At 37.8% G+C, this 13426-nt stretch carries 13 protein-coding genes; 1 reads left to right on the forward strand and 12 read right to left on the reverse strand.

What is annotated here, in order from left to right; all coding sequences use genetic code 11:
- Positions 1–179 precede the first annotated feature (179 nt).
- From dnaB to AN957_RS26400, 12 genes are all read right to left on the reverse strand, one after another.
- The gene (gene dnaB / locus AN957_RS26345) at positions 180–1544 is read right to left on the reverse strand and encodes a replicative DNA helicase (RefSeq protein WP_056687003.1); all 1365 of its coding nucleotides are present in this window, start codon (positions 1542–1544) and stop codon (positions 180–182) included.
- A 392-nt stretch (positions 1545–1936) separates the two neighbouring features.
- Positions 1937–2386, reverse strand: coding sequence for a 50S ribosomal protein L9 (rplI, locus tag AN957_RS26350; RefSeq protein ID WP_056687006.1), 450 nt, complete (start codon positions 2384–2386; stop codon positions 1937–1939).
- The gene (locus tag AN957_RS26355) at positions 2383–4356 is read right to left on the reverse strand and encodes a DHH family phosphoesterase (RefSeq protein ID WP_053478322.1); all 1974 of its coding nucleotides are present in this window, start codon (positions 4354–4356) and stop codon (positions 2383–2385) included. Before AN957_RS26355 ends, rplI begins: the two co-directional genes overlap by 4 nt.
- A gap of 71 nt (positions 4357–4427) precedes the next feature.
- Positions 4428–5369 carry a YybS family protein gene (locus AN957_RS26360; RefSeq protein WP_053478321.1) on the reverse strand — a complete coding sequence of 314 codons (942 nt, stop codon included), beginning with the start codon at positions 5367–5369 and terminating at the stop codon, positions 4428–4430.
- Positions 5370–5551: 182 nt separating this feature from the next.
- Entirely contained in the window at positions 5552–7543 is a 1992-nt protein-coding gene (locus tag AN957_RS26365; protein ID WP_056687009.1) for a methyl-accepting chemotaxis protein, read from the reverse strand.
- A 259-nt stretch (positions 7544–7802) separates the two neighbouring features.
- Positions 7803–8039 (reverse strand): 30S ribosomal protein S18, encoded by a 237-nt coding sequence (gene rpsR / locus AN957_RS26370; protein WP_053478822.1) that lies wholly within the window; start codon positions 8037–8039, stop codon positions 7803–7805.
- A 50-nt stretch (positions 8040–8089) separates the two neighbouring features.
- Positions 8090–8596, reverse strand: a complete 507-nt coding sequence (gene ssb, locus AN957_RS26375; RefSeq protein ID WP_053478319.1) for a single-stranded DNA-binding protein — start codon at positions 8594–8596, stop codon at positions 8090–8092.
- Between the two features lie 57 nt (positions 8597–8653).
- Positions 8654–8941, reverse strand: a complete 288-nt coding sequence (gene rpsF / locus AN957_RS26380; protein WP_056687012.1) for a 30S ribosomal protein S6 — start codon at positions 8939–8941, stop codon at positions 8654–8656.
- Positions 8942–9122: 181 nt separating this feature from the next.
- The gene (locus tag AN957_RS26385) at positions 9123–10022 is read right to left on the reverse strand and encodes an ABC transporter permease (protein ID WP_082446776.1); all 900 of its coding nucleotides are present in this window, start codon (positions 10020–10022) and stop codon (positions 9123–9125) included.
- Positions 10023–10026: 4 nt separating this feature from the next.
- Complete coding sequence (locus tag AN957_RS26390; RefSeq protein WP_053478317.1) at positions 10027–10947, reverse strand: ABC transporter permease subunit; 921 nt, start codon at positions 10945–10947, stop codon at positions 10027–10029.
- Between the two features lie 143 nt (positions 10948–11090).
- Positions 11091–12191: a redox-regulated ATPase YchF gene (gene ychF / locus AN957_RS26395; RefSeq protein WP_056687015.1), complete on the reverse strand. Its 1101-nt coding sequence runs from the start codon at positions 12189–12191 to the stop codon at positions 11091–11093.
- 127 nt (positions 12192–12318) lie between these two features.
- Positions 12319–12516: a DUF951 domain-containing protein gene (locus tag AN957_RS26400; RefSeq protein ID WP_053478315.1), complete on the reverse strand. Its 198-nt coding sequence runs from the start codon at positions 12514–12516 to the stop codon at positions 12319–12321.
- Positions 12517–12763: 247 nt separating this feature from the next.
- Here AN957_RS26400 and yyaC point away from each other — a divergent pair, with 247 nt between their 5' ends.
- Positions 12764–13405, forward strand: coding sequence for a spore protease YyaC (gene yyaC / locus AN957_RS26405; RefSeq protein WP_053478314.1), 642 nt, complete (start codon positions 12764–12766; stop codon positions 13403–13405).
- Positions 13406–13426: the final 21 nt, after the last annotated feature.

Genomic DNA, 13426 nt, shown 5'->3' on the forward strand with positions numbered 1-13426 from the left:
CAAACATTCCTATTTTATCAAGTATTACAGATAAAAGTCAACAAAACACGAACATTTTATATGAAAATATGAAAATATGTTCGTCTAAATAGCGAGATTATTTTCCGCCCAAGTTACTATATCGCTTACATGCTTCTGATATATAAAAAAGGACTAGTATATACACTAGTCCTCTTCCTCTAGGCCCCTGGCGGCATCGCTGAGTCATCATACCGCCTCTCTAAGTTTACGAATTTATTATACTCTTTAACAAAGGCTAATTGTACTGTACCTACTGGGCCATTACGCTGTTTAGCAATAATAATTTCAATGATATTCTTATCCTCTGATTCCTTATCATAATAGTCATCACGATATAAAAAGGCCACAATATCCGCATCCTGCTCAATACTCCCTGATTCACGGATATCTGACATCATCGGCCGCTTATCTTGACGCTGCTCGACTCCACGGGAAAGCTGAGATAGAGCGATAACAGGAATCTGCAGTTCACGTGCTAACGCTTTTAAAGAACGAGAAATCTCTGAAACTTCCTGCTGGCGGTTTTCTCCTGAACGTCCACTGCCAAGAATCAGCTGCAAATAGTCAATCAGGATCATCCCAAGACCATGCTCTTGCTTTAAACGGCGACATTTTGAACGAATCTCTGTAATCCTGACTCCTGGTGTATCATCAATGAAAATACCCGCATTTGACAAACTTCCCATTGCCATCGTCAGCTTGCCCCAATCATCATCTGTAAGTGATCCGGTACGAAGTCTTTGCGCATCAATATTTCCTTCTGCACAAAGCATACGCATCACAAGCTGTTCAGCACCCATCTCAAGACTGAATATCGCGACATTCTCTTCTGTCTTTGTTGCAACATTCTGGGCAATATTTAAAGCAAAGGCCGTCTTACCAACTGAAGGACGGGCACCGACAATGATTAAATCGTTGCGCTGAAAGCCTGCAGTCATTTTATCAAGCTCAGCAAAACCTGTTGGAATTCCAGTGATGTCCCCTTTTCGGTTATGCATCACTTCAATATTATCGTAGGTACGTACGAGAACATCCTTTATATTATGAAAAGCTCCTGCATTTTTTCTCTGGGCTACTTCAAGAATATTTTTTTCAGCTTCTCCAAGTAAGACCTCAACCTCATCCTCACGTGCATATCCGTCCTGAGCAATGCTAGTTGCTGTTCGAATAAGCCGGCGGAGCAAAGATTTCTCTTCAACAATTTTTGCATAATATTCTATGTTTGCCGCAGTTGGGACCGACCCGGCGAGCTCACTTAAATAACTGACTCCGCCAGTATCTTCGAGAAGCTTAGCTGCACTCAATTCTTCTGTCACCGTAACTAGATCAACCGCTTTTCCTTGATCGTTTAGCTTCAGCATGACATTAAAGATCTTTTGATGAGCCGCACGGTAAAAATCCTCTGGAATTAGAATTTCAGAGGCTAATGTGAGGGAAGATGGTTCAAGGAAGATCGCACCAAGAACCGCCTGCTCCGCTTCAATGTTTTGAGGCGGAAGACGATCTGCATATAAATCACTCATCTATAAAACCTCCTTATTATAAAAGCGGAAGCGCCTTCGGAACAATCAAATGCAGATTGTTCCTGCGTGGATTACTCAAAGGAGCTTTCCTTAGTGTTCAGCTCAGACAAGCATAAGGCAAGCCTCCCGGAAAGGTGTTCTTTACCTTTCTGAGAGGATTGTCTTATGACCTCGAGAGGCTAGGCGCTGCTGCTGGATAATTCTAAATACGAAAAGCGCCTTGATCAGGGCACTGAAAGTTAAAATCTATTAATCAAATCTATAAAATTATCATTTAGATAAAGCACCGTCATACATACAAACACCTAGAAAAAATGTGATCAGCGAAAACCGATCACATTTTTTCAACTCTTCTATTTTATCATGTTTATGTGTAAATGGAACTTCCAAATTTAGTTTGCTTCTTTTACATGAACATTTAGAGTAGCTGCCACTTCAGCGTGAAGCTTAACAGACACTTTTGTATAGCCTAGTGTACGTATCGCATCAGGCAGTTCAATTTTTCGCTTATCCACTTTTAAATTATGAGCCTTTTGCAGTTCTTCTGCAATCTGCTTGCTTGTAATAGAACCGAATAAACGGCCGCCTTCACCTGCTTTTGTTGAGAACTCTAAAGTAATTTTATCCATTACTTCCTTAAGTTTCTTTGCATCTGCAAGCTCTTCAGCTGCAAGTTTTTCTTCTTTTTTCTTTTGGGCATTTAATGTGCTGACATTTGCCTGATTTGCCTCTACCGCTAAGCCTTGTTTAATTAGAAAGTTTTGTGCATACCCGTCAGCAACATTCTTTACCTCGCCTTTTTTTCCTTTACCTTTTACGTCTTTCAGAAATATAACTTTCATACCTTTTTTCTCCCTTCCATATATTCATCAATTACATTTTGCAAACGTTCTTCCACTTCATCTAATGAAACATCTGAGAGCTGGGTAGCTGCATTAGTTAAATGCCCTCCGCCTTCCAGATTTTCCATTATGACTTGAACATTTACATCGCCTAGCGAACGCGCACTCACACCCACTGTATACTCTGACCTTTTCGAGATAACAAATGAGGCGATTACTCCATCCATCGTTAATAAGGTATCAGCTGTCTGCGCGATCAGTACCTGGCTATACTCTTCATCAGGCTGCCCCTTTGCAACGGCAATTCCCTCTCGATAAAAGTATACATTCTCAATAATTTTCGAGCGTTTAATATACGTCTCTACATCTTCTTTTAAAAACTTCTGCACAAGAACAGTATCCGCTCCAAGCGATCGCAAATAAGATGCTGCATCAAACGTCCGAGAACCTGTTCTTAATGAAAAGCTTTTCGTATCCACAATAATTCCCGCCAATAATGCAGTTGCTTCAAGCATTTCAACCTTTACATTCTTTGGCTGATATTCAAGCAGCTCTGTTACAAGCTCCGCAGTTGAAGAAGCGTATGGCTCCATATAAACAAGCAAAGGATTTTTAATAAACTCCTCGGCACGGCGATGATGGTCAATAACAACAACATGCTCAAGCCTATGAATAAGCTTTTCTTCAATCACCATGGAAGGCTTATGTGTATCAACGATTACTAATAAAGTATCCTCTGACGCGATTTCCAGAGCTTGTGCAGGACTGATAAACTTCGAAAATAATTCTTCTTTCTTTTGTATTTCCGTCATTAATCGCTGGATCCCTGTATCAATTTCCTGGAAATTCACAACAATATACCCATCACGCTTATTCATTTCGGCAATCTTTTGAATACCAATCGCTGCCCCAATCGCGTCCATGTCCGGATTTCTATGTCCCATAATAATTACTTTATCACTTTCAGTAATTAATTCCTTCAATGCATGGGCAATAACTCGGGCACGAACCCTCGTCCTTTTTTCGACTGGATTTGTTTTCCCTCCGAAAAATTTCACTTTTCCATTCGTCTGCTTTATGGCAACTTGATCTCCGCCCCTTCCAAGTGCTAAATCCAGACTGGACTGGGCAAGAACGCCAAGTTCAGGAAGAGATGATACGCCTGTTCCCACACCAATACTTAAAGTTAAAGGGATATTATGCTTTGAGGTTGTTTCTCTTACCTCATCAAGAATGGTAAACTTCCCTTTTTCAAGCTGCTGAAGAATTTGCTCATTATAGACAGCAATGAATCTTTCTGATGATACTCTCTTTAAGAATACACCATTATCGACTGCCCACTTATTTAAAATGGAAGTCACAACATTGTTCATGCTGCTTCTCGTCTGATCATCCATTCCTTGTGTCAAATCATCGTAATTATCCAAGAAGATAATTGATAGCACAGTTCTTTCTTCCTGATACATTTTTTCAATTTCTGTTTGTTCTGTCACATCGAAAAAGTATAACAGCCGTTCTTCAAGTTTTAAAATGACTCGAAATTTCCGATCATGCAGAGTAATGATTTCTGTTTCCACTTCCTGCTTAATTAAGGGTATGAGTAAATCCCCAACATCATAAAGCGATCTTCCCACTAACGTATCTTCATCAAAGCATGACGCTAAAAAGGGATTGGTCCATTCAATGAAATATTCATCATTAATCAGCATGATCCCAATCGGCATTTCCATCAAAGCCTCTTCACCGACTTTTTTTACCCGGTAAGATAGAGTGGTTATGTATTCCTCTGTTTCCTTCCTCTGCACTGCATCCACTTTAAAAATATAATAAAAAGGAGGAAAGGAGAGAATAACTCCCAATATACTCAAAAGCCAGTTATAATACGCTAATAATCCGAGAAGCACCACTGTTATGCCCATCAACCCAAAAATCGGATAGCGAATGGACCGCTTTTCTAAATAAGATGGCATTCTTTTCAGCTCCCTAACAGTAGTGTTAGATGTTTTTCAAAAGATGAATTTTCCTTTTGAACACTCGTTTATCAATTTTTGTTTTCTAACCTTTTCCTTAATTCAAACCCTAAGTCAATTATACCTAATATCCTAACAATAGGAAGGAGAATTGGGGGAAAGAATGTGAAGACTGCTGCAATGATAGGAACTGCTTTGGATATGCCTTTCATATGACAAATATAAAATAAAAATGCCAGCCCTTGAATAACCATACATAGCTGAAGTATAAATGAAAGATTAGCCAAGGCTAAATACCAATAATCTCCCTCTTCAGGTTTTAAAATAAGCGAAGCAAGCATGATAACCAAATAGTACCAAAGGATACTTTTTGGCAAAGTAAGCTCTCTTAAAGGTGGTCTTTCCTGTGGGATCACTCCAAATCTTTTAACAATTGGAAGGGAAACCGACTCAATCAATAAAACAGCAACGATAGAGGTCATAACGAACAAACTTGGGGTCAAGGTCTCAATCATTTTAATAAATGCATCAAAATTATCCAAAACAGTTCCATCGACCTTTTGTCCCAGAGCCTCAACAATGGCCACTGATTGATCAATGGATTCTTTCATCACCTGAATAAATTCTTCAATTAAATTCAGCTTAAAAAAGACAACCGATGCGCCATATTGTACTAATAATGTAATTAAAAAGACTAGTGTAGCAGCAACAAAAGTAGACATTCTACTCTTTTTCCCTTGAATAAAATCCCCGATAACAAGACCCGCTAGTCCATAAGAAAGCGTAAGCGGGATCGAAAGAATCGTCCCTACTAAGATAGACAGAATGATCGCAGCAATGAGAAAAACTAAAGAATGGATCCGTGTATTCTTTGCCGCAAATAAGATAAACGGGACTGCTAAAAATAGGTTCGTAACAATCCCTAACACTGGGATATAGATAGTCATTAAAATTAAAACAGCAAAAACAGCTAAACAAAGTGCTCCTTCTGTTAATTTATGTGCATTTCTCAAATTTCCACCCCCTAAATGGGCACTCATAAAGTCTATTTTAGCTAGTAATATAGTCAGATTCAACCATGCGATACTTTGCAGGTGAACAAATATAATCACAGAGTGGTTTTCACAGCTTGGTTTAGTATGAATTAGCTCTAATGGAAAAGGGATATCAATACAATGATATCCCTTTTCTCACTTTAATTAATTTTAAACTTTTCAACAACATCTTTGAGTTCATTACTTAATTCCGTTAATTGTTCCGCTGAAGCAGCAACTGACTGAAGTGCATGAAGCTGTTCATCTGTAGAAGCACTTACTTCCTCACAAGATGCAGCTGCCTGTTCAGCCATGGCTGCCATGCTATGAATGCCACTTACTACTTCTTCTTTACTTTCAGCAAGATGAATCATCTCATTGCTTATATAAAGGATGGAGTTTCTCATTCTATCAACAAGCCCTGAAATGTTTTGGAAGTTTTGCTCCGTTTCACTTACCACTTCAGATTGCTGATCAAAGGTTTCTTTCGTCTTATTCATCGATTCAACGGCTTGTAAAGCACCGTTTTGGATATCAGTAATAGTCAGCTTTACTTCATCTGTAGCTATAACTGATTGCTCCGCAAGCTTCCTTACTTCTTCAGCTACAACAGCAAAGCCCTTTCCATGCTCACCTGCACGAGCAGCTTCAATACTAGCATTTAAAGCTAATAAATTGGTTTGCGAGCTTATTTCCGTAATGGTGGTCATCACCTTTTCAATCTTTTCAATTTTATTCTCTAGGTCAGTGATTACTTCTTCCATGGAACCAAGGTATTCCCTAGATGTCGTAAATGATCCTTTTAAATGACCAATCTGTTTGATTCCCGATTGATTGATGCCATCTGCTTTTTCCGCTAGTGAAGTCATCTCAGAAGCTTTTTCGCTAATATCATTAATTTGAGTGCTTAACTGATTAGACAAATGATTCGCAGATTCCGCTTCTGCTGCAGATTGCGTAGCGCCTTTAGCAATTTCATTAATAGCGGCAGCCATTTCCTCACTAGAAGCATTTGTTTCTTCAGAAACAGCACTTAAACTTTCTGCTGATTCTTTTACATTATTAACAGATAAATTGACTGCGGTCAGGATCGATTTCATATTTTCCACCATGGTGTTAAAATGACCGCTTAATTCGCCAATTTCATCCTTGGAAGTTACATTTACCTTCACCATCAAATTACCGTTCGATACTTGATTAAATGCCTTCTTAAGTAATCCAAGAGGCTTTGTCAATCCAATAGCAACAAAATACGTAATTACAATTGCAATAATTATGCCAATTACAGAAATAAGAACAATACTATTTCTAATTTTTATAGCTGTCACCATCAAGTCTTTATCAGAATAGGCTGCGCCCACCTTCCAGTCTGTTCCAGAAACAGTATCAAAAACTAACTTTTTATTTGCCCCTTCATACACATAATTGATGACGCCATCACCTTTTGGATGTTCATACATTTCTTTAATAAATGAAAGATCCATCAAGTTATTGCTTCTTTCTGTAGGGTGGACGATTGCTGTTCCCTGTTGAGAAAAAACAAATGGGTATCCATTGTATCCTATACGGACTGAGCTAATCATATTTGTTACATCTGTAAGTTTAATATCCAGACCCATGACACCAATTACTTTAGATCCTTCTTTTACTGCATACGAGGCTGTCACGACATATTCCTTTGTAGCCGCATCCTCATAAGGTTCACTCCAAACTACCTGATCAGGGTTTGCAGCAGCTTTTTTATACCAATCCCGGGAAGTTGGATCGAAATCCGCTCCTAAATCTGCCTTTGGAATGATATTTAAGTCTTTATTCGCACTTGCTACATAAATTGAAGTAACATCGTTATTCTTATCCAGGAAATTGGTAAAATCCTTTTCAAGTTCAATATTTACCTTTTCGTCCCCATGCGTCTTAACATAATCGATTACACGTCCAGATTGTGATAAAAACTGCATATTTATTGAATGTTTTTCAAGAAATAAATGAAGTGAATTATTCATTTCCGCAACAATACTCTTTGTTTGGCCAACTACATCTTTTTCAATTTCTTGATCTGTTTGCTGATATACAAAAAAACCAACCGCGGTAAGAACAGCAATAAATAATACAGAAATCAGTAAAATAAGCTTGCCTTTTATAGATTTCAACAAGATTTTTCCCCCATTTTTAATTTAATTCTAGCTATCGTTTGCTCGAAATTTAGTTAGATAATGCCCCTTTAGACCCAGTATATTATTCCTGTATTTCTTCTCCCCTTACTCCATCCAATATAACTAATCAGTCATTATTTCGACATAATTCAACATACTTTTACTACTTTTATAGTAAATCTCATAATAAAATAATTACCAATGTTGTGAATTTTGGACATAAAAAAAGACATCGATTCATTCGATGTCTTTTTAAAAGTTATTCACCTGAAACATATGGCAGTAATGCCATAGTACGTGCACGCTTAATAGCTGTTGTTAACTTACGTTGGTATTTAGCGTTCGTACCAGTTACACGACGTGGTAAAATTTTACCGCGTTCTGAAATGAATTTTTTTAGAAGATCCACATCTTTATAATCGATGTGAGTGATTCCGTTTGCAGTGAAAAAGCAAACTTTACGACGTTTTGCACGTCCTCCTCTACGTCCTCCCATAGCCATGGTTATTTCCCTCCTTTATATTGTGTTATAAAATAATCGGTCTGTTAGAACGGTAGATCATCATCTGAAATATCAATTTGGCCGTCATTGGCAAATGGATCTTTGTCTACACGTGTATATCCCTGATTATCTCGGTTGTACTGCGGTTGTTGATTCTGATTGTTGTTGTTCCCAAATGGGAAATCCTGTTCCCTAGGAGAGCCATAGCCAGCGCCTTCGCCTTTATTACTATTGCGCGGTTCTAAGAATTGAACACTTTCAGCCTGAACTTCAGTCACATATACGCGCTTTCCGTCTTGGCCTTCATAACTACGCGTTTGAATTCGCCCATCAACACCTGCAAGACTTCCCTTTTTCAAAAAGTTTGCTACGTTCTCTGCTGGCTTTCTCCAAATCACACAGTTAATAAAGTCCGCTTCTCGTTCACCTTGCTGATTCGTAAACGTACGATTTACTGCAAGAGTAAAAGTTGCAACCGGCACTCCATTTGGGGTATACCGCAATTCTGGATCCTTTGTCAAACGTCCGACAAGAACAACACGGTTCATCATTAGAATCAACTCCTTCCAACCATTGTTCCACATGGAACATTTTAGTAAATATATCTATTATTTTTCGTCTTTAACAACGATTTGACGGATAATGTCTTCGTTGATCTTAGCTAAACGTGTGAATTCATCTACAGCTTTCGCTTCTGCATTCACATGTATTAATTGGTAGTAGCCATCGCGGAAATCATTGATTTCATAAGCTAAACGACGCTTACCCCACTCTTTAGAATCAGTCAATTCCGCACCATTATCAGTTAAGATTGTGTTAAAACGCTCAATAAGAACTTTCTTAGCCTCATCTTCAATGTTTGGGCGGATGATGTACATAATTTCGTACTTTCTCATCACTTTCACCTCCTTTTGGTCTAAACGGCCCGACTATACGGGCAAGGAGCAATTATTCATTACTCACAAGATGAAAGTATAGCATATTAGATTGTTTTTTGCAATGAAAGCCCTACATACATACAAAAACTTTTATGAAGAGCAGCCGGACACCTTGTTTTGCACATATCTGCATCTCACTTTATTGCATATGCCGATTAAAATGCTTACGCAGTCCTTCTCCAAGGGTATTAAAAGTTAATGCTGATAGAACAATCAATAGCATTGGGAAAAATGGAATCCAAATGGCTGTAATCACATCTTTTCGTGCTTCCCTAATAAGGATTGCCCAGTCCACACTTGTATTAAAAATTTGGCTTTGACCATAATTAACCTGAATTAACTCTTGTGATATAAATATATTTATAATAGCTAGTTGCCCAATTAATATCGCAACACGACCTGCGTCTATAAAAAAATTCACTACTATGCTTGGGAAGATGTTCGGGAAATAATGAGAAATGATCATCCTAATTGGCTTGACACCAATTGTAATTCCAGCCTCAATAAATGCTTTTTGTGAAAGAACATAAGCTTGCTGCTGGATAATGAAACTTACCCTTCCAACCTCCACAAGCGCAATAATAAGGATTGACCAATAATATCTTTGCTCATTAAATAATAAAATGGGCAAACAAAGTATTAAAGCAGTCGTAAACACAACTGGAAAACTAGAAAAAAGTTGATTCCACCATTTAATGATCCAGGAAAAGAATCCTTTATTTTTCAAGCCAAGAAGGCCTAAAGGAATAGCAATTAAATATCGAATAATAACAATCATAAAAATATGGAAGAAAGTATCCTTTGCCCCTATTACTAGCAAACTTAATAAATCCCGGCCATCCCTGTCTGAACCAATAGGAAACCTGTCAGATGGCGGAAAAGGTGCCATTTCGATTTTTCCTGGTTCAGGAAAAGTAATCCGCTCTCCCTTTAATTCTTTATCTACAAAGGGAAGAAAAGGTCCTAGTATAGTAAAAAACGCTAAAATCCCCGCCAAAATGATTCCGAATATTAGATAGTTATTTCTCAGTTTAGCCACCCCATTATGGAATCCGAAGACTTCTCTTAATAATAAATCCTGTCACCTGTGCCATGATGACCATGAGCAAAAAGCAAAGACCAAGTCCAATAATGACTCCTGGCTCAAAACCATTTAAAGAGCCCATATTAAAGGATAGATTGAAGTCAAGTGCAGTAAATAGTCGATAAGCCATCCCTTCATATCCAATTAAATATTCAACAATAAGAAGACTTGACAAAGTATGTACCATCAATGAGGTCATATGGGGTAAAATTTTCTTTAAGCCATTGCGCAAAATATGTCGGTTAATGATATCTTTCATAGGAATTCCCTTAGCTTTTGCTACTTGAATATAATATTGACCCTCTTCATCCGAAAGAGCTGCTGAGGTAATTCTAGCTAAATACATCATCGGATAAACGGAAACTAATAGGGCAGGCACGATAAAACCATACCAATTTAACTGGCTAAAAAGACGTAAAGATGGAAAAATAAAGATGACAAGCCACTGAAGACAAACCACAATGAAAAAATCAGGGATTGATTGCAGGAGCCATGTCAATCCATTGCCAAATATGTTTCTCCTCTTTAATTTATTTTTGTAATCAAAAACTCCCTTCCATATACCTAAGCAAAGACTTAAAAAGAAAGCAGGAATAATAAGTTTTAAGCTATTTGGAAAAAAACGTTTAATCTCATCTTCTACAGTCACTCTTTCATAGCGTGTATCTCCCAAACTTTTTTCCATCCAGACAGATCGGAAATACTGGAAAATATTGTTTTTATATTCTTTCCATGAAAAATTGTATCCCATTTCCACAGTCATAGCTTTTCCACTAACAGCCATGGAAGGATTACGCGGAAACAATACAACCAAGATCAGGGCTAAAATGATCAATACATAAAGAACGACATTTTTAAAAAATGTTCTAGCTACGCTCATAGAAACCCCCAATAAATGTTAGTTTTACAAAATCATAACAAATATAAATTTAATATTCTACAAATTATTTATTTTCTTAAAATTGAACCCATAAAAAAAACACTGCAGATAGAATTCTACAGTGTTTTAGAGTTCATTCACTATTAAACATTGAATCGGAAATGCATGACATCGCCATCTTTAACGATATATTCTTTTCCTTCTAAACGTACTTTTCCAGCTTCTTTTGCTGCTGTCATACTTCCAGCCGTTAATAAATCGTCATAGGAAACAGTCTCTGCACGAATAAAGCCCTTTTCAAAATCAGAATGGATTACGCCTGCACATTGAGGGGCCTTCATTCCTTGACGGAACGTCCATGCACGAACCTCCTGCACACCTGCTGTAAAATAAGTAGCTAAGCCAAGCAGACTATATGCAGCACGAATCAACTGATCAAGACCTGATTCTTCAATTCCAAGCTCTTGAAGAAACATTTCCTTTTCTTCTCCTTCAAGCTCAGCAATTTCTGATTCAATCTTTGCGCAAATAACAATGACCTCCGCATTATCTTTTTCAGCAAAATCTCTCACTTGTTTTACATATTCGTTAGAAGAAGGATCAGCTACATCTTCTTCGCCAACATTTGCTACATAAAGAACAGGTTTAATCGTTAGCAAATGAAGTCCTTTTGCCACCTTCATCTGCTCTTCTGTAAATTCAACCGTACGCGCAGGCTTGTCTGCTTCGAACGCTTCCTTTAATTTTTCAAGAATCTCCATTTCAAACATGGATTCTTTATCTTTTTGCTTCGCCATTTTTCCTACACGGGCGATGCGCTTATCAACTGTCTCTAAGTCAGCTAAGATTAACTCTAAGTTAATAATCTCGATATCATCAATCGGATTTACTTTTCCAGATACATGTGTAATATTATCATCTGCAAAGCAGCGGACAACTTGACAAATAGCGTCAACTTCACGAATATGTGACAAGAATTTATTTCCTAGTCCTTCACCTTTACTAGCCCCTTTTACAATTCCAGCGATATCCGTGAATTCAAAGGCAGTAGGAACTGTTTTCTTAGGTTGAACAAGCTCTGTTAATTTGTTTAAGCGGTCATCCGGTACCTCTACGATTCCAACATTCGGATCAATTGTACAGAACGGATAGTTTGCAGATTCTGCTCCCGCCTGGGTAATTGCATTAAATAATGTAGACTTTCCAACATTCGGCAATCCTACAATCCCAGCTGTTAAAGCCATTATTGCCACTCCTCTATTAAAAAATATCTATTAAAAATCTATGGTTTCATTCAGGTAATACCCTTCACAATTATAGAGATATAAGGGGGAAAAGACAAGCACTCACCAAAACCATGCATGATGAATGTTATTCCTCGCCTTTCACAAGAATTTTTTTTATTTTACGTGCAAATTCTCTGCGGGGAATTAACACACTATGTGCACATCCCTCACATTTTATGCGGATATCTGCCCCCATCCGAATAACTTTCCAGCGATTCGTTCCGCATGGATGTGCCTTTTTCATTTCAACCACATCATTTAAATTAAATTCCTTTTGCTCCACTGCTAACCCTCCCAAACATAGTGCTCTTTTACTTTATTTAAGCTTAAATGAGCAAAATTATCAAAGGCTACCTTCTATTAATTGTATATTCTTATAAATCACAGGTCTTTTCACCTGGATTCCATTTTTCATTTAATCGGTACGTATACATTACTAAAATCTTCCGTATACTGTTACTACTAATCAAAAGCGTGTATAAAAACACCTATGAATATGCTTTTTTATCTATGAAAAAGGGGTGGAACCAGTGAATTTACGAAATAATCTGTTTGATAAAAAAGACGGTGCAGCGAGAATTCCATATGATGAGACAAATGCGGCGGGAGATTTAGCAAAGGCAGTTAAACATCTATTGCCAGCTGGGGTCACTAGCCGTCCAGTTGTCATTGTCTGCATCGGGACAGATCGCTCAACCGGTGATTCATTGGGACCACTTGTCGGCACATTGCTTGAAGAGAAAAGACTATCCTCTTTTTTTGTATATGGCACACTGGAAAATCCTGTCCATGCAGTCAATCTTGCTGAAAAATTGGACGAAATTAAAAAGGTGCATTTCAACCCATTTATTATTGGAATTGATGCTTGTTTAGGCCGTTTAAAAAGTGTTGGAGTCATTCAAGCAGGAGAAGGACCTGTAAAGCCTGGAGCAGGTGTAAATAAGGATCTTCCTGAAGTCGGACATATTCATATAACAGGGATTGTCAATGTAAGCGGATTTATGGAGTTTTTCGTTTTGCAAAATACAAGACTTCATCTTGTATTGAATATGGCTAAAACGATTGCTAACGGGATTTATAAAGCAAGCCTCACATATGAGTCCGATCCTATCATCTCTGCATTTAAATGGGAATCAGACAAAGAACAGGACATTCAAGGCAGCAAGATATAAATCGAGTAGTGGAGAGGAAAC

The sequence above is a fragment of the Cytobacillus solani genome, assembly GCF_001420595.1.
Classification (GTDB): Bacteria; Bacillota; Bacilli; order Bacillales; family Cytobacillaceae; genus Cytobacillus; species Cytobacillus solani.